16 protein-coding genes and 1 pseudogene are annotated in these 19,253 nt (G+C 71.8%); 10 read left to right on the top strand and 7 right to left on the bottom strand.

The window, feature by feature from the left end; translation table 11 throughout:
• Positions 1-43 precede the first annotated feature (43 nt).
• Entirely contained in the window at positions 44-790 is a 747-nt protein-coding gene (gene recO / locus AB1046_RS10015; protein WP_369374851.1) for a DNA repair protein RecO, read from the top strand.
• Positions 790-1,590 (top strand): isoprenyl transferase, encoded by an 801-nt coding sequence (locus AB1046_RS10010; RefSeq protein ID WP_369374849.1) that lies wholly within the window; start codon positions 790-792, stop codon positions 1,588-1,590. Before recO ends, AB1046_RS10010 begins: the two co-directional genes overlap by 1 nt.
• Before the next feature lie 99 nt (positions 1,591-1,689).
• On the opposite strand, the gene AB1046_RS10005 is transcribed toward AB1046_RS10010, so the two are convergent.
• The 4 genes from AB1046_RS10005 to AB1046_RS09990 all read right to left on the bottom strand — a co-directional run bounded on the left by AB1046_RS10005 (position 1,690) and on the right by AB1046_RS09990 (position 5,749).
• Positions 1,690-2,736 (bottom strand): ABC transporter substrate-binding protein, encoded by a 1,047-nt coding sequence (locus AB1046_RS10005; protein ID WP_369374846.1) that lies wholly within the window; start codon positions 2,734-2,736, stop codon positions 1,690-1,692.
• Positions 2,737-2,868: 132 nt separating this feature from the next.
• The gene (locus AB1046_RS10000) at positions 2,869-3,660 is read right to left on the bottom strand and encodes an ABC transporter ATP-binding protein (protein WP_369374844.1); all 792 of its coding nucleotides are present in this window, start codon (positions 3,658-3,660) and stop codon (positions 2,869-2,871) included.
• Entirely contained in the window at positions 3,657-4,703 is a 1,047-nt protein-coding gene (locus AB1046_RS09995) for a FecCD family ABC transporter permease (RefSeq protein WP_369374842.1), read from the bottom strand. The genes AB1046_RS10000 and AB1046_RS09995 overlap by 4 nt, the downstream gene beginning before the upstream one ends.
• A complete protein-coding gene (locus AB1046_RS09990) occupies positions 4,703-5,749 on the bottom strand; it encodes a FecCD family ABC transporter permease (RefSeq protein WP_369374840.1) in 1,047 nt (348 codons plus the stop codon). Before AB1046_RS09990 ends, AB1046_RS09995 begins: the two co-directional genes overlap by 1 nt.
• Positions 5,750-6,026: 277 nt before the next feature.
• Here AB1046_RS09990 and AB1046_RS09985 point away from each other — a divergent pair, with 277 nt between their 5' ends.
• The gene (locus AB1046_RS09985) at positions 6,027-6,770 is read left to right on the top strand and encodes a helix-turn-helix transcriptional regulator (RefSeq protein WP_369374838.1); all 744 of its coding nucleotides are present in this window, start codon (positions 6,027-6,029) and stop codon (positions 6,768-6,770) included.
• Positions 6,771-6,791: 21 nt separating this feature from the next.
• On the opposite strand, the pseudogene AB1046_RS09980 reads toward AB1046_RS09985, so the two are convergent.
• Positions 6,792-8,197: pseudogene (locus tag AB1046_RS09980) on the bottom strand (glycine--tRNA ligase).
• 157 nt (positions 8,198-8,354) lie between these two features.
• Here AB1046_RS09980 and AB1046_RS09975 point away from each other — a divergent pair.
• The 7 genes from AB1046_RS09975 to AB1046_RS09945 all read left to right on the top strand — a co-directional run bounded on the left by AB1046_RS09975 (position 8,355) and on the right by AB1046_RS09945 (position 15,908).
• On the top strand, positions 8,355-9,317 hold the full coding sequence (locus AB1046_RS09975; RefSeq protein ID WP_369374836.1) for a metal ABC transporter substrate-binding protein: 963 nt from the start codon (positions 8,355-8,357) through the stop codon (positions 9,315-9,317).
• Between the two features lie 14 nt (positions 9,318-9,331).
• Entirely contained in the window at positions 9,332-10,138 is an 807-nt protein-coding gene (locus AB1046_RS09970; protein WP_369374834.1) for a metal ABC transporter ATP-binding protein, read from the top strand.
• Between the two features lie 8 nt (positions 10,139-10,146).
• Positions 10,147-11,070 carry a metal ABC transporter permease gene (locus AB1046_RS09965; RefSeq protein ID WP_369375645.1) on the top strand — a complete coding sequence of 308 codons (924 nt, stop codon included), beginning with the start codon at positions 10,147-10,149 and terminating at the stop codon, positions 11,068-11,070.
• Positions 11,070-11,468 carry a Fur family transcriptional regulator gene (locus AB1046_RS09960; RefSeq protein ID WP_369374832.1) on the top strand — a complete coding sequence of 133 codons (399 nt, stop codon included), beginning with the start codon at positions 11,070-11,072 and terminating at the stop codon, positions 11,466-11,468. The genes AB1046_RS09965 and AB1046_RS09960 overlap by 1 nt, the downstream gene beginning before the upstream one ends.
• Positions 11,469-11,689: 221 nt before the next feature.
• Positions 11,690-12,916 carry an NAD(P)/FAD-dependent oxidoreductase gene (locus tag AB1046_RS09955; RefSeq protein ID WP_369374830.1) on the top strand — a complete coding sequence of 409 codons (1,227 nt, stop codon included), beginning with the start codon at positions 11,690-11,692 and terminating at the stop codon, positions 12,914-12,916.
• 17 nt (positions 12,917-12,933) lie between these two features.
• Positions 12,934-14,349 (top strand): DUF1338 family protein, encoded by a 1,416-nt coding sequence (locus AB1046_RS09950; RefSeq protein ID WP_369374828.1) that lies wholly within the window; start codon positions 12,934-12,936, stop codon positions 14,347-14,349.
• Positions 14,346-15,908, top strand: a complete 1,563-nt coding sequence (locus AB1046_RS09945) for an aldehyde dehydrogenase family protein (RefSeq protein ID WP_369374826.1) — start codon at positions 14,346-14,348, stop codon at positions 15,906-15,908. The genes AB1046_RS09950 and AB1046_RS09945 overlap by 4 nt, the downstream gene beginning before the upstream one ends.
• A gap of 51 nt (positions 15,909-15,959) precedes the next feature.
• On the opposite strand, the gene AB1046_RS09940 is transcribed toward AB1046_RS09945, so the two are convergent.
• Both AB1046_RS09940 and AB1046_RS09935 read right to left on the bottom strand, forming a co-directional pair.
• Positions 15,960-17,252, bottom strand: a complete 1,293-nt coding sequence (locus tag AB1046_RS09940) for a hypothetical protein (protein ID WP_369374824.1) — start codon at positions 17,250-17,252, stop codon at positions 15,960-15,962.
• Positions 17,253-17,390: 138 nt separating this feature from the next.
• Positions 17,391-19,211: a serine/threonine-protein kinase gene (locus tag AB1046_RS09935; protein WP_369374822.1), complete on the bottom strand. Its 1,821-nt coding sequence runs from the start codon at positions 19,209-19,211 to the stop codon at positions 17,391-17,393.
• Between the last annotated feature and the right edge of the window lie 42 nt (positions 19,212-19,253).

The raw sequence follows: 19,253 nt of genomic DNA, 5'->3' as shown, positions 1-19,253 counted from the left end.
TGGGCTGACGAGGAGTGTCGGTGACTGGGGGCAGAATGGCAGCGTGCCCCTGTACCGAGACGACGCGATAGTGCTGCGCACCCAGAAGCTGGGCGAGGCGGACCGTATCGTCACGTTCCTGACCCGCGAGCACGGCAAGGTGCGCGGGGTGGGCAAGGGCGTGCGGCGCACGTCGTCCAAGTTCGGGGCGCGGCTGGAGCCGTTCATGGGCGTGGACGTGCAGCTGCACACGGGCCGCAGCCCTCGGCCCGGCATGGGGCTCGACACGGTGACGCAGGTCGAGACCATCGGTGCGTACGCCCGCACCATCAGCCAGGACTACGCCCTGTACACGGCGGGCACCGTGATGCTGGAAGCGGCCGACCGGCTGGTCGCGCAGGAGCACGAGCCCGCGGTGCAGCAGTACTGGCTGCTCGCCGGGGCGCTGCGGGCGCTGTCCGAGCGGCACCACGAGGGCGGCCTCGTGCTCGACTCGTACCTGCTGCGTGCGCTGGCGGTGGCGGGCTGGGCGCCGTCGTTCGAAGACTGTGCGCGGTGCGGCGAGCCCGGGCCGCACCACTCGTTCAACGTGGCCCAGGGTGGCGCCGTCTGCCCGCGCTGCCGGCCGCCGGGCTCCACCGCGCCCGCACCCGAGACCTTCGCCCTGCTGTCCTCGCTGCTCGCGGGCGACTGGGCGACCGCCGACGCGTCCGTCGCACGGCACCGTAAGGAGGCGAGCGGCATCGTCGCTGCCTATGGCCAGTACTACCTGGAGAGAACGTTGCGATCGTTGAAGATGGTGGAGCGCTGATGGCCCGGACCCCGAGCCGGCAGCTGGTGGCGCCGTACCCGCACCCGTCCGGCGCGGTCGCCCCGCGGATCCCGAAGGAGTTCTTGCCGCGCCACGTCGCCGTCGTCATGGACGGCAACGGGCGGTGGGCCAACTCCCGGGGCCTGCCCCGGATCGAGGGGCACCGCGCCGGTGAGCACTCGCTGCTCGACGTGGTCGCCGGGGCCGTCGACGTCGGCGTCGAGTACGTCTCGGCGTACGCGTTCAGCACCGAGAACTGGAAGCGCTCGCCAGAGGAGGTGCGCTTCCTGATGAACTTCACGCAAGAGGTGATGCAGCGTCAGTGCGACGTCATGGCGTCGTGGGGCGTGCGGATCCGCTGGGCCGGGCGCCGTCCGAAGCTGTGGAAGTCGGTGATCGGGGTGCTCCAGGAGGCTGAGGAGCGCACCAAGGACAACGACCTCTGCACCCTGACGATGTGCGTGAACTACGGCAGCCGGGCCGAGCTGGCCGACGCCGCGGCGGCCATGGCGCGCGACGTGGCGGCGGGGAACCTGGACCCGAAGCGGATCAGCGAGAAGACCGTGCAGAAGTACCTCTACCTGCCCGACCTGCCCGACGTCGACCTGTTCCTGCGCTCGTCCGGCGAGCAGCGCACCTCGAACTTCATGCTGTGGCAGGCCGCATACGCGGAGATGGTGTTCCTGGAGGAGCCCTGGCCCGACGTCGACCGCCGGCACCTGTGGAACGCCGTCGAGGAGTACGCGAAGCGCGACCGGCGCTACGGCGGGGCGCTGGATACTCCAGAGACCGCAAAGTAGTCCGGGGGAGACAGTACGAATTCGGGGTCGGTTGCTCTGCGTAGAAGATGTCTACTCAGCGCAACCGACCCCGAACTAATGGAGTCTTACCGACGGACCCTACTCGGCGAGCGTCGCCGTCAGGGACTCGATCAGCTTCGGCATGCCCTCGGGGTACTCCACCGAGAGCGCCGTCGGGGGCGAGACCGCGGAGACGGCGATGGTGCCGACCTGCTGCACAACCATGCCGTCCGCGACGGCGGGCAGGGCCTGCAGCTCCTCCTTGTCCGGCAGTGCTGCCGCCTCCTCCTCGGTGTAGGTGTAGGCGACGACGATGTCCGAGTCGAGCTGGTCGAGCTCCTCGTAGGAGAGCGAGTAGTAGAACTCGTCGTCCGGCGCGAGCTCTTCCACGGCCGGTGCGGTCTCCAGGCCCAGCTCCTCGAGGAACCCGGCGCGCGGGTCACCCGCTCGGTAGACGTACACGAGGCCCTCGCTGGGCGAGTCGACGATCGCGGCGAACGTCTGGCCCTCGAACTCGGGGTGCGCGGCGGCCTGGTCGGCCAGGTACTGGTTGATCTCCTCGACCTTGGCGTCGCCCGCGGCGCTGCGGCCCAGGGCGTCGTCCGTGGCGGTGATGATCTCGTCCCACGGCGTCTGCCACGGCGTCTCCGGGTAGGCGACGGTCGGGGCGATCTCGCTGAGCAGGTCGTACTGCTCCTGCGTGAGCCCCGAGTAGGTGGCGATGATGACGTCGGGCTCGGCGGCCGCGAACTCCTCGTAGGGCACGCTCGCGCCGGACTCGGCGTCCGTCAGCACGGTGGGATGCTCCACGCCTGCCTCGTCGTAGGCCTCCTCGACCCACGGCAGGAGGTTGCCCTCGCCTACCGTCCAGGTCTGCTCGGCGACGGCCACGGGGTAGACGCCAGCCGCGATCGCGGCCTCGGTCGAACCCCAGCCCCACGTGGCGACGCGCACGGGCGCCTCCTCGATGGTGGTCTCGCCCAGGGCGTGCTCGATGGTCAGGGGGAACTCGTCGGTCGCACCGGAGGCTTCGGCCGACGGCGTCGTGTCGCCCCCTGCCGGGGCTTCGGACGCGCAGCCCGCGAGGGCGAGGGCGGACGCGGCGACAAGGCCGACGGCCGCCGTGAGGGAACGGCGAGGGCGCACGGTTTCTCCTGGGGTGGTCAGACGAACGACCGGCGAGTGCCGGTCGAGATGAGGTAACCCTAACCAGATTAGGTCACGGCGATGTTGCGGAATTGGGGTGGTCTTGGTGACGTGGGTTACTTCGGGTGGCAGCTAGCTCGAGTGGTAGCGGCCCACGGGTACCACGAGCGGCGATCCGGAGACCGGGTCGGGCACCACCTGGGACTGCAGGCTGAACGCTTCGCTGACCACCTCGCGGGTGAGCACGTCCGACGGTGCGCCCTCTGCGACGATCCGTCCCGCCGACATCACGACCAGGTGGTCGGCGTACCGGGCGGCGAGGTTGAGATCGTGCAGCACCATCGCGACCGTGGTGCCGCCCTCCCGGTTCAGCTCCGTGAGCAGGTCCAGCAGGTCGAGCTGGTGGCGCACGTCGAGGAACGTCGTCGGCTCGTCGAGCAGCACGATGTCCGTCTGCTGCGCCAGGACCATCGCGATCCACACGCGCTGGCGCTGCCCGCCCGACAGCTCGGCGACCGGCCGGTCCGCGAGGTCCGCGACCCCGGTGGACTCCAGCGCGGTGGTGACCACGGCGTCGTCGTCTGACGAGTGCCTGCCGAACCAGCCCTGGTGCGGGTACCGGCCGCGGGCGACGAGCTCGGCGACGCGGACGCCGTCGGGCGCGATCGACGACTGCGGCAGCATGCCGACCCTGCGGGCCAGCTCCTTGCGGGGCATGGCCGTGACGTCGGCGCCGTCGAGCGTGACGCGGCCGCTCTCCAGCGGGTGCAGGCGGGCCAGCCCGCGCAGGAGCGTGGACTTGCCGCAGGCATTCGGCCCGACGACGGCGGTGATCTTGCCGTCGGGGAGCGTCAGGTCGAGATCCTCGATGACCCGCAGGCCGTCGTAGCCCAGGCTGACGCTCTCGGCGCGCAGGGTGGTCATCGGCTCCTCTTCTCGTTGGTGGCGAGCAGCCACAGCAGGTAGGGGGCGCCCACGAGCCCGGTGACGACGCCCACGGGTGCGGCGACCCCGAGCAGCCCGTGCTGCCCGATGACGTCCGCCACCAGGGTCAGGGCGGCGCCGGTCGCGGCGGATGCGGCCAGCGCCGCGCCGCCGTCGTTCACCAGGCGGCGGGCGATGGCGGGGGCTACCAGGGAGACGAACGCCAGCGGGCCCGCGGCGCTCGTGGCGAGTGCGACGAGGGCTACGGCGAGCAGCAGGGAGCCGACCCGTGCAGCGTCCACGCGCACACCGAGGGCGCGCGCATTGTCGTCCCCGAGCGAGAGCGGCCCCTGCGTCCGCGCGACGATCGTGACCGCCACGCCCAGCACGAGCGTCCCGGCGGCGACAAGCGCGAGCTGTTCGCCGCGGATGTCGGAGACGGAGCCGACGACCCAGAGCAGCACGGCCGCCGCCTCGTGCTCCTGCGACCGGGCCATGGCCCAGGCCAGCAGGGATGAGCACAGGTAGGCGAAACCGACGCCGACCAGCACGAACCGGATCGAGTGCAGTCCCTTGCGCCAGGCCAGCAGCCAGATCGCAATCGCGACGGCGACTGCGCCCGTGAACGCCAGGCCAGACAGCGCAACCCCGCTCAGCCCCAGGACGAGCAGGCCGACCACGGCCCCGAGGCTCGCGCCGCTGGAGATGCCGAGGATGTCGGGGGAGGCGAGCGGGTTGCGCAGGGTCGACTGGGACAGGGCGCCCGCCAGGCCGAACGCGGCGCCGATCACGACGGCCGCCTCGATGCGGGGCAGGCGCAGCATCTGGATGATGAAGACGTCGCCCGGGTCGCCGAGGCCCAGGGCGCCCGCGATCGCCTGCCCGGGGGTCAGCCCGGCGGCCCCGACCAGCAGGGCACCGGTCCCGGCGGCCAGCACCAGGAGGACCATCCCGGCCACGACGACGATCTGCCGGCGCCGCCGGGCGGTACGCAGGCCCGCGACGACTGACGCGGTGGTGGCCGCGGTGGTGACGGTGCTCATCAGGCCCCCACCACGTTGCGGCCGCGGGCCACGGCGATCAGCACCGGCGCGCCGATCAGCGCCGCGACCACACCGGCGGGGAGCTCCGACCGGGGCAGGACAAGCCGCCCGAGCACGTCGGCCGCCAGCAGCATCACCGGGCCCAGGAACGCGCTGATCGCCATGATCCAGCGGTAGTCCGTGCCGACGAGCCTGCGGGCCGCGTGCGGCACCACGAGCCCGACCAGCGCGATCGGCCCGGCGAGCGAGGTCGCCGTGCCGGCGAGCAGCACGATGGCGATCGCTGCGAAGGTCCGCGTAGTGCCGACCCGCTGCCCCAGCGAGGCCGCGACGTCGTCGCCGAGGGCCAGCATGTTGAGCCGGTGCGCGAGCACGGCGGCGAGGACCAGACCGACCACGATGAACGGCCACAGCCAGAGCACCGTGTCCAGGCCGCGGCCGGTCAGGGAGCCGACCGACCAGAACCGGAACATGTTGAAGGCTCCCTGGTCGCGAAGCAGGACCAGGGTGATGAGCGGCGTGATGAGCCCGGTCACGGCTGCGCCGACGAGCGCGAGGCGCACCGGCTGGCCACGGCCCACCGAGAACACGATCGCGGCGGCGACGGCGGCGCCGAAGAACGCGAACCACACGTAGCCGATGGGCGACGTGATGCCGAGCAGCCAGACCGCGCAGACCACCGCGAGCGACGCGCCGGAGTTCAGGCCCAGCAGGCCCGGGTCGGCGATCGGGTTGCGGGTGACCCCCTGGATCAGGGTGCCCGACAAACCGAGCGCGACCCCGGCCGCGAGCCCCACGATGGTGCGCGGCAGACGCTGCTCCAGAACCACGTCGTGGTCCATGAACCCGGCGACCGGCGCCGTCAGGGCTCGCCACACCTCGGCCGGGTTGATGTCGCGGACGCCGAGCGCAAGACTCGCCAGGACGACGAGCAGCAGGGCGGCGACTGCAGTGAGCGACGCGAGCGTCCGACGTCGGGCACGGTGAGCTACGGCTTCCGCACCTTCACGGCGCCCCGCAGGCGCAGCCGCAGGTGAGGTAAGCATTGCCTAAGCATTCCACAATGCGCGAGATGGTCGGTACGCCCGGCTCGACCTCGCCCGGGTGATGATCTGGCCGTCGCGGATCGCGGCGGGCTGGGAGAGTGCCTACATCTGCCAGGTCCGTTGCTCTGCGTTGACATCGTCTACTCAGCGCAGCGCACTTCGGATTCTTACTGTTGCCCCGACCGGTGACCCCGACCCCAATGCGTCGGCAGCGGTTTTCCACAGGCTGGACCCGGGTGCTCCGCATCGGTGCACCGCACCGGGCACGATGGGTCTTGTGGAACTCGAAGGCGCGCAGGTGAACGTAGCTCAGCTCGTGAAAGACGCTCGGTTTGCCGCTCAGCAGACGCAGGCGAGCCTGGCCGAACGCGCTGGCGTCTCGCGGGGCACTGTGGCGGCGATCGAGACGGGGGCGCGCTCCCCGTCATGGGAGATGCTGACGGTTCTCCTGGCCGCTACGGGCAAACAGATGAAGATCGAGCTCGAGCCGCTCGACGACGATATTCGCCGCGCCGTCGCGACTCGTGCCGACGACACGAGCGCCGCCGACAGCCTGAGCATGACCGTTTCGCTCATGGAAGGGCTGGTGGACCTTGAGTACCGGTTCGAGGGTCTCGCGGCTGCGGCGGTGCTCGGAGCGCCCATCTCCTTGGCCGAGCCTGTCGAGCTCGCGTTGCCCGACGGTCCCGAGGCGGTGTCGTGGCTCGCGGACCTTGTCCGCACTGGCGCCGCCGCAGTTACGCCGGTGGGGCGGTCCTACCCGTTGGGCGGCGTCACCTCGCCCGAAGGGGTTGCTCGGCTCGTCGAGCTCGGCGAGGGCGGGCGGTTCTTGCTCGAGATCTGGTTGCGTACCTTCACCGTGCAGTTCGTGCCTGCAGAGGGCAGCAGGCGCGCGGTCCTCGTCGTCGGCGAGCATGCGCCGCTGCGGGTCCAGCCGCTCCACGAGATCGACACGACGGACCGGCATGCCGCGCGCGTCCTGCGGCTGCTGCGGGAGCAGGCGCAGGACGCGCGCGAATGATGCGGTGATCGAGCCTGAGCGTCAGGCCCCGACGAGGTGACCGGCGAGGTAGCCGACCACCTTGTCCAGCGACACACGCTCCTGCTCCATGCTGTCGCGGTGCCGGATCGTCACCGCCTGGTCGTCGAGGGTGTCGAAGTCGACGGTGATGCAGAACGGCGTGCCGATCTCGTCCTGCCGGCGGTACCGCTTGCCGATGGCCTGCGTCACGTCGTAGTCGACGTTCCAGTACTTGCGCAGCTCGGCGGCCAGGGCCTCCGACGCCGGGAGCAGGTCCGCCGTCTTGGACAGCGGCAGCACCGCCGCCTTCACAGGGGCCAGCCGGGGGTCGAGGCGCAGGACCGTGCGCTTGTCGACGCCGCCCTTGGTGTTCGGCGCCTCGTCCTCGCCGTACGCCTCGACGAGGAAGGCCATGAGGGACCGGGTCAGGCCCGCGGCCGGCTCGATGACGTACGGGAAGTACTTCTCGTTCGTCACCGGGTCGCGGTACTCCAGGTCCTTGCCCGAGCTCTCCGTGTGGGTCTTCAGGTCGAAGTCCGTACGGTTCGCGATGCCCTCGAGCTCGCCCCACTCGCTGCCCTGGAAGCCGAAGCGGTACTCGATGTCCACGGTGCGGGTCGAGTAGTGCGACAGCTTGTCCTTCGGGTGCTCGAAGTGGCGCAGGTTGTCGGCCGAGATGCCGAGGTCCGTGTACCAGTTGGTGCGGTAGTCGATCCAGTACTGGTGCCACTCCTCGTCCTCGCCCGGCTTGACGAAGAACTCCATCTCCATCTGCTCGAACTCGCGCGTGCGGAAGATGAAGTTGCCCGGCGTGATCTCGTTGCGGAACGACTTGCCGATCTGGCCGATGCCGAACGGCGGCTTCTTGCGCGCCGCACCGGCGACATTGGCGAAGTTCACGAAGATGCCCTGCGCGGTCTCGGGGCGCAGGTAGTGCAGGCCGGACTCGTCCTCGACCGGGCCGAGGTACGTCTTCAGCATCATGTTGAAGTCGCGGGGCTCGGTCCACTGGCCGCGGGTGCCGCAGTTGGCGCAAGCGATCTCGGCGAGGCCGCCCTCGGGGGCCGGCCCTTCTTCTCCTCGAACTCCTCGATCATCTGGTCCTCGCGGAACCGCTTGTGGCACGAGAGGCACTCGGTCAGCGGGTCGGTGAACACGCCGACGTGGCCGGAGGCGACCCACACCTGACGGGGCAGGATGACCGCCGAGTCGAGGCCGACGATGTCGTCCCGGCTCGTGACCATCGCACGCCACCACTGCCGCTTGATGTTCTCCTTGAGCTCCACACCGAGCGGGCCGTAGTCCCACGCAGAACGCGTTCCGCCATAGATCTCACCCGACGGGAAGACGAAACCTCGTCGCTTGGCGAGCGAGACGACGGCGTCGAGCTTGGCGGTCTGCGCAGAGCGCACTGACTTGTCGGACACGAGGGTCTCTCCAGGGGAACAGGCGGAAACAATGTCCGCCCAGCCTACCGTCCGGGCCGGTTGCAGCCCGCGCGAAATAAGCGGCCTACCGACCGGTGACGCACCTCTCGCAGCCGATCTTTGACAATCGTTCTCAACAAGCGTGAGAATCGTTCTCATGACTTCGACTCGCGTCTCCGGCGCAGCCCTGACCAGCCTCGTCCTCGCCGCCACGGCGACCCTCGCGGGCTGCTCGGCTCAGGGACCAGGCGGCTCCGCGGCGCAGGACGACGGCGTCACCGTGCTCGCCTCGTTCTATCCGCTCCAGTACGTGGCGCAGCAGATCGGCGGCGACCTGGTCACGGTCGACAACCTCACGCCGCCGGCCGCCGAGCCGCACGACCTGGAGCTCTCCCCGGCGCAGGTCCGCGAGATCGGCACCGCCGACCTGGTGGTCTACCTGTCGGGCTTCCAGACCGCCGTCGACGAGGGCGTCGAGTCCCGCGCCCCCGAGCACGTGGTCGACGCCGCGGACGCCGCCGGACTGGTGGAGCACACGGAGGAGACGGAAGAGACGGAGGAGGAGCACGCCGAGGAGGGCGACGAGCACGGCACCGCCGACCCGCACTTCTGGCTGGACCCGAGCAAGCTGGCCGCCGTCGGCCAGGCCGTGGCGGACGAGCTGGCCGCAACCGACCCGGAGCACGCCGACGAGTACGCCGCCGGGGCCCAGCGCCTGGACCAGCAGCTCGGCGACCTCGACCAGGAGTTCGCCGACGGCCTCGCCGCCTGCCAGGGCGCGACCCTGGTGACCAGCCACGCCGCGTTCGGCTACCTCGCCGACCGGTACGGCCTGGAGCAGGTCGGCATCTCCGCGCTCGACCCGGAGGCCGAGCCCTCCCCGGCCCGCCTGCGCGAGATCGGCGACCTGGTCGAGGAGCGCGGCATCACCACCCTCTATTCGGAGACCCTCGTGAGCCCGAAGGTCACCGAGACGCTCGCCTCCGACCTGGGTGTGAGCACCGCCGTGCTCGACCCGCTGGAGGGCCTGTCCGAGGAGGCGACCGCCGCCGGCGAGGACTACGTCTCCGTGATGCAGACCAACCTGGCCGCGTTGGAGGACGGACTGGTCTGCGAATGACGGACACTAGGCAGGTGACCGAGTCGAGCGAACCCGTCATCGAGGCCCGCGACCTGCACTTTCGTGTGGGCGCGAGCCACATCCTGCGCGGGGTCGACCTGACGGTCCTTCCCGGCGAGGTCGTCGCGCTGCTCGGCGCGAACGGCTCCGGCAAGTCCACCCTCGTGCGGACGCTGGTCGGCATCAACCCACCGTCCGAGGGCACCGTGCGCCTGCTCGGCGCGCCCCTCGGGGGCTGCCGGCGCGCCGCGGCGGTCGACTGGAGCCGGATCGGCTACGTGCCCCAGCGGGCGGGCGCGGGCGGCGGCATCCCCTCGTCCGTCCAGGAGGTCGTCGCCTCCGGCCTGCTGCACGGCCACCGCCTGCGGCTGCCGCGCGGCTGGCGCGACCGGGTGGCGGCGGCCCTCGAACAGGTGGGCCTCGCCGACCGCGTGCGCGACCCGGTGCACCTGCTCTCGGGCGGGCAGCAGCAGCGCATCCTCATCGCGCGCGCTCTGGTCCGTGAGCCGGACCTGCTCGTCCTGGACGAGCCCGTCGCCGGCGTGGACGTAGCCAGCCAGGAGGCGTTCGCCGCCACCATGCGGCGGCTGGTCGACGGCGGCCTCACGGTGCTCGTCGTGCTGCACGAGCTCGGTGAGCTCGCACCGCTCGTCACGCGCGCCGTGGTGCTGCGGCACGGCCAGGTGGTGCACGACGGCGCCCCGCCGCCCGCCCGGCACGACCACGACCGGGCGGGTCACCAGCATCAGCACCCGCACACCGACGACAACGCTCTGGAGACCACCGAGTCCCGGGCCCTCGACCTGGAGGTGCGCCCGTGATCGCGCTCATGCTGACCGACCCGTTCATGCAGCGCGCCCTGGTAGCCGCGCTGCTCGTGGGCGTGACCGCACCCGTCGTCGGCACGTACCTGGTGCAGCGCCGGCTTTCCCTGCTCGGTGACGGGATCGGGCACGTCGCCCTGACCGGTGTGGCGCTGGGCTGGCTCGTCGGCGCGGGTATGGGCCTGACGCCGAACGACGCCCTCGCGGTGCCCGGCGCGGTGGTCGCCGCGGTGGTCGGCTCGGTCCTCATCGAGGTGGTCCGACGCCGCGGCCGTACCTCCGGCGACCTGGCCCTGGCCATCATGTTCTACGGCGGCATCGCGGGCGGCGTCCTGCTCATCGGGATCGCCGGCGGCTCCTCCGGGAACCTCATGCAGTACCTGTTCGGCTCGATCTCGACGGTGTCCGACGGCGACCTCTGGCTCACCGTGGTGCTCTCGCTCGTGGTCCTGGCCATCGGCGTCGGACTGCGGCACGCGCTGTTCGCCGTGAGCCACGACGAGGAGTTCGCGATCGCCTCCGGGCTGCCCGTGTGGGCGCTGAACATCGTCGTCGCGGTCGTCTCCGCCCTCACCGTGACCGTCGCGATGCGTGTCGTCGGGCTGCTGCTGGTCAGCGCGCTCATGATCGTGCCGGTGGCCGTGGCGCAGCAGGTCACGCACGCGTTCGGCCGCACCATGCTCACGGCGTGCGTCGTCGGCGTCGTGGTCTGTGTGACCGGCCTGAGCATCACCTACTGGTACAACGTCTCGCCCGGCGCGACTATCGTTGTGCTCGCCATCGCCGTGTACGCGGTGGTCTCCCTGGTGGCACCGCTCCTGACCCGACGGCGCCCCGCGCACGACCCGCATCCTGACCTGCCCGACGACGTCGAACTGCCGGCCGCCGCAACGGAACGTGCGCTGGCCGCCGCGAAGGAGTGCCGCTGATGGCCGCTCGTATGACCCGCCAGCGGACCGCCGTCGTCGAGGCGCTCGACGAGCTCGCCGACTTCCGCTCCGCCCAGCAGCTGCACGAGACCCTGCGCGCCCGCGGCGAGTCCGTGGGGCTGGCGACCGTGTACCGGGCGCTGCAGGCGCTTGCCGAGGCGAGCGAGGTGGACGTGCTGCGCGCGGAGGACGGCGAGAGCCTCTACCGCCGGTGCGCGCGCCGCGAGCACCACCACCACCTGGTGTGCCGGATGTGCGGCCGGACCGTCGAGATCGACGGCCCCACGGTCGAGGCCTGGGCCTCGAAGGTCGCCGCCGCCCAGGGCTTCGACGACATCGAGCACACGGTCGAGCTGTGGGGCACCTGCGCGGACTGCCGCGCTTCTTCCGCCGGCTGACGGCGCCCGCGGGGTCACTCAGCGGCGCGCTCCCCGGGGTGGCGGCGTGGCGAGGGTCCGGGGAAAGACCGCGTCCGGGGAACGTGTTGCGCTGAGTAGACGATGTGCACTCTCCGCAACACACTCCGATCGGCAACTGTTTCCCTGGGTCGTGGCACCTGTTTGCAGGAACAATTCCGGTGCGGGTCAACATTGGCCGGAGTGCGTGGCAGGATGCGTGCATGACCTCAGCACGGCAGCCCGCCGACCGGCGCGGGCCGCTCCCCGCGCGCGCCGAGGTCGTTGTGGTCGGCGGCGGCGCGATCGGTGCTTCGGTGGCGTTCCACCTCGCCGAGGACGGCGTCGACGTGCTGCTCCTGGAGGCCGACGAGCTCGCCTCGGGCAGCTCGGGCAAGCCCATCGGGGGAGTGCGCGCTCAGTTCTCCGACCCCGCGAACGTGGACCTCGGCAACCGCAGCCTGGACCTGTACGAGGACTTCGTGAACCGCCCCGGTGCGGACATCGGGCTGCAGCAGCCGGGCTACCTGTTCCTCCTGCCGGCCGCCGAGGACGTCGCCCTGTTCGAGGAATCCGTGGCCATGCAGAACGAGCGCGGCGTCGTCAGCAGCATGCTCGGCCACGACGCCGTGCGCCGGTTGAACCCGTACGTCGATGTCGACCGCTACGCCGGGGCCGCCTATGCCGCGCGGGACGGGTTCGCCCACCCGAAGGCCGTCGTCGAGGGCTATGCGGCCGGCGCGGAGCTGTACGGCGCCCGCGTCCGCACCCACGTCACGGTGACCGACGTCGAGGCCCGGGGCAACGAGATCACCGCGGTCTGGACGGACCAGGGCCGGGTGCGCACCACCGCCGTCGTGCTGTGTGCCGGGGCGTGGACCAGGGACGTGGCCGCCAAGGCCGGGCTCGACCTGCCCGTCGACCCGTTCCGGCGGCAGATCGGCTTCACGCCGCCGCTGGACCCGGTGCCGTCCCGCGTCCCGTTCACCATCGACTACGGCACCACCTTCTACTTCCACAACGCCGAGCCCGGCGGCCTGCTGCTCGGCATCGCCGACCCCGAGACCCCCATCGCGTTCGAGCGCACCTACGACCCGGACTGGCTGCCGCTCCTGCGCGGGGCGATCGGAGCGTGCGCCCCCGCCTTGGCCGACGTACCCGTCGCGCGCGGCTGGGCCGGCCTCTACGAGATGACGCCGGACCACAACGCGCTGATCGGCGAGGCCGCCGGCGTGCCCGGTCGCGTGCTGTACGCCGCGGGCTTCTCCGGGCACGGGTTCCTGCAGGCCCCCGCCGTCGGCGAGGCGGTCCGTGACCTGTACGCGGGCCGCACGCCCCGGGTCGACGTGTCCGGGTTCACCGCCGACCGGTTCGTCGTCGCAGACTCCGCCGGCCCCACCCAGCCCACCACGAGCTCGGGGCGACGAGGCCCCGAGTCGAACATCATCTGACCGACAGGAGAGAAGAGATGACGGCAGTGACGTTCCTCGAGCCCTGGCAGCTGAGAGCCGCGTTCGCGCGCAGCCTCTCGGACATGTACGGCAAGGAAGTACCCGCCTACACCACGCTGCTGGACGTGTCGCACGAGGTCAACGCCGACTACGTGACCCAGCACGGCGCCGATGCCGAACGGCTCGGCTCCATCGCGCGCGTCACCGCGGAGCGGCACGGCGCCATCCGGGTGGGCACCCCCACCGAGATGTCGCAGGTGGCCCGGATCTTCGGCGCGATGGGCATGCGCCCGGTCGGCTTCTACGACCTGCGCGACGCCTCGTCCAGCTCGGTCCCCGTCATCTCGACGGCGTTCCGCCCGATCGAGCGCGACGAGCTGGCCCGCAACCCGTTCCGCGTGTTCACCTCCATGCTGGTGACGGCAGACCGCCGGTTCTTCACCGCGGACCTGGAGCGGCGCCTGGAGAACTTCCTCGGCGCCCGCACCCTGTTCGGCCCGGAGCTGCTCGCGCTCGCGGACCGCGCCGAGGCCGAGGGTGGTCTCCCCGAGAACGAGGCCGCCGAGTTCCTGCGCCTGGCGACCCAGGCGTTCGAGCTGTCCGACGAGCCCGTCGACCAGGCCTGGTACCGCGAGCTGGAGGCGGTCAGCGCCGTCGCGGCCGACATCGGCGGCATCGCGTCCACGCACATCAACCACCTCACGCCCCGTGTCCTGGACATCGACGACCTGTACGCCCGGATGGAGGCGCGCGGGATCACCATGATCGACGCGATCCAGGGCCCGCCGCGCTGGGAGGGCCCGGACGTGCTGCTGCGCCAGACGTCCTTCCGCGCGCTCGCCGAGCCGCGCACGTTCCGTACCGCCGACGGCGAGATCGTGCACGACTCCCTGCGGGTGCGGTTCGGCGAGGTCGAGGCCCGCGGCATCGCGCTGACCCGTGAGGGCCGCGCCGCCTACGACGCCGCAGTGGTCGAGATCGACGAGGTAGCCGCGGCGGCCCGTGCTGACGACCCCGGCTTCACCGAGGCGCAGCGCCAGGAGCTCGCACGCGCCGTCTGGCACAAGACCTTCCCCACCACCGAGGCGGCGCTCGCCGACCAGGGGCTGGGCTGGTTCACCTATGAGCCCGTCGACGCGAGCGGGTCGCCCGCCGTCGCCCGCGAGCCCGTCGTCTACGAGGACTTCCTGCCGCGGTCCGCGGCCGGGATCTTCCAGTCCAACCTCACGTCCGACGGCGCCAAGGACGCCAGCCAGGAGGGCACCGACCGGGACGCCGACTGGATGGCCGGCGCCCTCGGCCGTGAGCTGAACGACCCCTTCGACCTGTACGCCGACCAGGTGTCCAGGTCGCTCGCCGGCGCCGCCGAGACCCTTGGCGTCGACCCGGCAACCCTCACCACCCCACACCGCACAACGGGAGCACCGCGATGACCAGCACCACCACCCACAGCCCGCTGACGACCGAGCTGCGCGACACCGCGCTGGCCGCCCTGGAGCGGCTGGGTGCCCGCCTTGAGCGGTACGCACCGAACCCCGGCGGAACTCCTGCGGACGCGCTCCCGGCGGTCTCGCCGCTTTCCGGCACACCGATCTTTCACGTCAAGCGCGACGGCGCCCCGGAGGCAGCCGCCGCCGTCGGGCAGGCCGCCGAGGCCTTCACGACCTGGCGCTCGGTGCCCGCGCCCGTGCGCGGCCAGGTGATCAAGCGCCTGGGTGAGCTGCTCACCGAGCACAAGACGGACCTGGCCGAGCTCGTCACCATCGAGGCGGGCAAGGTCACCAGCGAGGCCCTGGGCGAGGTCCAGGAGATGATCGACATCTGCGACTTCGCCGTTGGGCTGTCGCGGCAGGTCGGCGGCCGAACCATGCCGTCCGAGCGCCCCGGCCACCGCCTCATGGAGACCTGGCACCCGATGGGCGTGGTCGGCGTGATCAGCGCCTTCAACTTCCCGGTAGCGGTCTGGTCCTGGAACACGGCCGTCGCGCTGGTCTGCGGCGACACCGTGGTGTGGAAGCCGAGCGAGAAGACGCTGCTGTCCGCCGTGGGCGCCTCCGCGCTGCTCGACCGGGCGCTCGCCGAGGCCGGGTTCCCGGCCGGTGTGTCGCAGCTGCTGCTCGGGGACCGCGAGGCAGGCGAGGCCCTGGTGGCCGACCCGCGCGTGGTGCTCGTCTCCGCCACAGGCTCGGAGCGGATGGGGCAGCAGGTCGCGCCCGTCGTCGCCGCGCGTGGCGGCCGCTACCTGCTGGAGCTGGGCGGCAACAACGCGGCGATCGTCGCGCCGTCGGCGGACCTCGACCTCGCGGTGCGCGGCGCCGTGTTCTCGGCCGCCGGCACGGCGGGGCAGCGCTGCACCTCCCTGCGGCGCCTGATCGTGCACGAGTCGATCGTGGACGACGTCGTCGAGCGGCTCGCCAAGGTCTACACCGGGCTGCCGGTCGGCGACCCGCGTACCGAGGGCACGCTCGTCGGCCCGCTGGTCGACGCCGGAGCGCGCGAGCGCATGCTGGCCGCGATCGACGAGGCCGTGGCCGCGGGCGGCGAGCTCGTGGTGGGCGGCACCGCGGTGACCGTGTCCGGCGCCGAGGACGCGGCGTACGTGCACCCGGCGATCGTGCGCATGCCCGAGCAGGCCGACGTCGTCAAGCGCGAGACCTTCGCGCCGATCCTGTACGTGCTGACCTACTCGGAGCTGTCCGAGGCGATCGCCGTGCAGAACGACGTGCCCCAGGGGCTGTCGTCGTCGATCTTCACGCTGGACGTGCGCGAGGCCGAGACCTTCATGTCGGAGGTCGGCTCGGACTGCGGCATCGTGAACGTCAACATCGGCACCTCGGGTGCTGAGATCGGCGGCGCGTTCGGCGGCGAGAAGTCGACGGGCGGCGGGCGCGAGTCCGGCTCGGACGCCTGGAAGCAGTACATGCGCCGCGCCACGAACACGGTGAACTACTCCACCGAGCTGCCGCTGGCGCAGGGCGTCAACTTCGGCTGACCACCGACACGCACGGCCCGGCCCCGCGGGGCCGGGCCGCGCGTGTCAGGGTCAGAGAGCCGCCGGAACGGCCAGGAAAGAGCCGGTCTCGGTGGTCGGGACGTCCGTGCTCGGGGCGTACCTGTTCACGTCGCTCACGGAGACGCCGACTCGCCCCGCGACCTCTTCGAGGCTGAGGTTCTGCTCCCACCGGAGCACGCGGATGTGGCTGATCTGGTGCGTGGTGAGCGGCGCCGACGGGCTGGCGACCGCGGGCTTCGGCACGTCGGCGGACAGGGAGTCCCAGTCCGTGACGGGGTCCGGGTCCCGGGGCGCCACCTGAGCAAAGCTCGGCGCTGCCGCTGCCGCTGCCGGCACGGGCGCGTACTTGCGCTGCAGGAGCGCGCGCTCGGCGGCGTCGGCCAGGGCAGGCTCGGGGTGCGGTTCGGGAGCGACCGGCTCGGGAGCGACCGGCTCATATGCGACCGGTTCATATGCGACCGGCTCGGGCGCGACCGGCTCGGGTCGAGGGCTGGAGAGCTGGGTGAGCTGGGCAGGCTGGGCCGCCGCGGCAAGCTCGGCAGCGGCCTCGGGCAGGACGACGGGCAGGACAGGGTCGGGCAGTGCGACGCGGGTCGGAGCGGTGCCGGCAGCGATCTGCTCAGTTTTCATCGGGACCGGCATCCATTCGCCGGCTAGCGCGGCGGCCTCCTGGACCACGTCGCGGATCGTGCGCTCCGACTCGAGATGTGGGCGCGTCACCTCCGCGGTGACGCCGGCGGGCACGTGGCGGTGGACCCGCGTCACGGCGGCGTTCACATCGGCGATGCGCGCGTCGCGCTCCTCCTCGGGGGCGATCTGCGCCAGCCGCACCGCGTCGAGCATGTCCAGCACTGCCGTCTCACGGTCGGCCTCGATCTGGGCCAGCCGATCGAGGTTGCGCGCGCTCGACGCCGACTGGAAGAAGAGGTGTACCGCCACGGCGGCGAGGACGGGGGCCACGGCGCGCGAGGCGGCGAAGATGCCCTCGCCGAGCAGCCAGCCGTGCCATGCGGCGAGCGCGCCGGACAGGATGCCGACGATGATCGCGCCGCCGAGCCAGCGTCCGTGCCCGGCCGGCTGACGGCCGCTCTCGAGCGCTCGGTCGGCCCTGCGCCGTCCCTCCCAGGCCAGGCCGATCACCAGTGCCTCGTAGGCGACGCCGAGCGCGTAGCCGAGTCGCGGCCCCTCGTAGGCGGCGATGGTGTGTGACATGCCGATGTAGGCCCAGGCCGAGAGGCCGAAGGCGCCCAGGAAGAACCCGGGGTTTCTGCGCGTATCAGCGATGACCGCAGGAACGCGTCGACGGCGTTTCTCCGATGCCATGATGGATTTATCCCTCTCGGTCGGTGCAGTGGGTGAGGCTGGACAGCGAAGTGCAAGGCTGATCTTGTACCACGTTGGGTACTTTGTGCTCTTTACGCACGAGGTAGACGGAAAGATAGCCCCGCTCGCGGCGTCCGGTCACTCGATCGGGGCCGGCTCGTCCGGCAGGGTGAAGGTGGTGGCGAACTCGGCCGAACGGTAGCCCGCCCGCTCCGCCGTCACCGTCACTCGCACGCGGTGGCCTTTGTAGGCCCCGCGGAGCCAGTAGCGGGGACCGGGCTCGTACTCCGCCCAGGTGACGGCCTCGCCGGTCTCGACGTCGACCCATGCCCACGTGTAGCTGACGTTCGGGTCCTGGTCGACCACGCAGTAGGCCATCCAGCCGAGGTGCGCCTTGCCGTTGTCCAGCTCGATCGTGCAGCTCGGCCGCGGCACCGACGGCTGCTGCACCATGCCGGTGGCGTTGGAGAGCAGGCTCGCCTCGGTGTATCCCGACCGGGCGGCGGTGAGCCTGACCTGGACGGCCTTGCCCACGTCGTCGAGCACGACGGTGTAGGTGCACGACCCGAGGTTGTCCCGTTCCTCGCCGCCGATGCTCCACAGGCACGCGGTGTCGACCGGCTCCGGCGTCCAGCCGGTCGCTTCCGCGGTGATCTTCTGGCCCACCTGGACCTGCGCCGGGATCGCCACGGCGCCCGGCTGGAACTGAGCCGGGGCCGCGTCTTGCTCACCGGCGTCCTGCTCGTCGACGGGCGTGGCGACCGGAGAGTCCTCGGGTGTCGAGGACGGCGACGCCGTCGGGCTCGGGCTGGGGCTGGGTTCTTCGGACGGCTCGCCCGACGTCGATGCCTCGTCCTGGGGCGCCGCGATCACGCCAGGCGTGTCGTCGGGAGTCATGAAGTGCACGACCGCCGCCGCGACGCCGCCGCCGGCCAGCACCAGGCCCGCCGCGACCAGACCGGTCAGTACCCGGCGACGTACCCGGTCCGACGCCGCCGGTGCCTCCGGTCCGTCCGGCGCGGCCGGGGCAGCGGACGACGACGTTTCCTCCGCGCCCAGCATCGTGTCGGCGTCGGACAGGCCCGGGCCCGCCAGGCCGGTGTCGGCGGCTTCGACGTACGGGAGGTCGACGAGCGACGCGAGCACCGCCGCCGTCGTCGGACGAGCGGCGGGGTCCTTGGCCAGGCAGGCGCCGACCAGGTGCCGCAGGCCGGACGGCAGGGCGTCGAGGTCGGGCGGTTCGTGGACTATCCGGTAGGTGACCGTCGCGAGGCTGCCCGTCCCGAACGGTGCGGTGCCGGCGGCCGCGAGGTGGGTGACGGCGCCGAGCGACCACACGTCGGTGGCGGTGGTGACGGCCTCGCCCCGGGCCTGCTCGGGTGACATGAACTGCGGCGTCCCGGGCTGGATACCGGTGGTGGTCAACGACGTGGCGTCCGACTCGGCGACGATGCCCATGTCGATCAGCACGGGCCCGTCGGGGCCGAGCAGCACGTTGGCGGGCTTGATGTCGCGGTGGACGAGCCCTTCCCGGTGGATCGCCTCGAGAGCCTCGGTGAGACCGGTGACGAGCTCGCGGACCGCCGGCTCGGGCAGGCTCCCCAGCTCGGTGATGGCCTGCGCCAGGGTGGGTCCGGGAACGTACTCGGTGGCCAGCCAGGGGGTGTCCGCGTCGACGTCGAAGTCGACGACCGCCGCCGTGCGGCGGCTGCGCACCTTTGCCGCGGCGGACACCTCGCGGCGGAAGCGGGTCCGGAACTCGCGGTCGTCGATGCGTTCCGGGTGGATGACCTTGATCGCGAGCAGGCGGCCGCTCCGGGTGGCGCCGAGGTACACCATGCCCATGCCGCCCTGGCCCAGCCGGCCGCGGATCTGATAGCCGCCGATCTCGGGCGGGTCGGCGGCCGTGGGCGGCGCGATCTCGGGTGCGGGGACGCGTCGTGCCACGTCGGACAGCACGGGAACTCCTCGGGTCGGTTGCACGGCGGAACGCGCAGCGTA

The organism is Promicromonospora sp. Populi (assembly GCF_041081105.1).
Lineage (GTDB): Bacteria > Actinomycetota > Actinomycetes > Actinomycetales > Cellulomonadaceae > Promicromonospora.
The sequence above is the reverse complement of the archived record's forward strand: the minus strand, read 5'-3'. Positions and strand labels throughout refer to the sequence as shown.

Bases quoted from the DNA above. Each gene is read 5' to 3' on its own strand.
- AB1046_RS09965 (WP_369375645.1), top strand. From the start codon at position 10,147: ATGCTGACCGACCCGTTCATGCAGCGCGCCCTGGTAGCCGCGCTGCTC.
- AB1046_RS09950 (WP_369374828.1), top strand. From the start codon at position 12,934: ATGACGGCAGTGACGTTCCTCGAGCCCTGGCAGCTGAGAGCCGCGTTC.
- AB1046_RS10010 (WP_369374849.1), top strand. From the start codon at position 790: ATGGCCCGGACCCCGAGCCGGCAGCTGGTGGCGCCGTACCCGCACCCG.
- AB1046_RS09945 (WP_369374826.1), top strand. From the start codon at position 14,346: ATGACCAGCACCACCACCCACAGCCCGCTGACGACCGAGCTGCGCGAC.
- AB1046_RS09960 (WP_369374832.1), top strand. From the start codon at position 11,070: ATGGCCGCTCGTATGACCCGCCAGCGGACCGCCGTCGTCGAGGCGCTC.
- AB1046_RS10000 (WP_369374844.1), bottom strand. From the start codon at position 3,660: ATGACCACCCTGCGCGCCGAGAGCGTCAGCCTGGGCTACGACGGCCTG.
- AB1046_RS09990 (WP_369374840.1), bottom strand. From the start codon at position 5,749: ATGCTTACCTCACCTGCGGCTGCGCCTGCGGGGCGCCGTGAAGGTGCG.
- AB1046_RS09975 (WP_369374836.1), top strand. From the start codon at position 8,355: ATGACTTCGACTCGCGTCTCCGGCGCAGCCCTGACCAGCCTCGTCCTC.
- AB1046_RS09940 (WP_369374824.1), bottom strand. From the start codon at position 17,252: ATGGCATCGGAGAAACGCCGTCGACGCGTTCCTGCGGTCATCGCTGAT.
- AB1046_RS09955 (WP_369374830.1), top strand. From the start codon at position 11,690: ATGACCTCAGCACGGCAGCCCGCCGACCGGCGCGGGCCGCTCCCCGCG.
- AB1046_RS09995 (WP_369374842.1), bottom strand. From the start codon at position 4,703: ATGAGCACCGTCACCACCGCGGCCACCACCGCGTCAGTCGTCGCGGGC.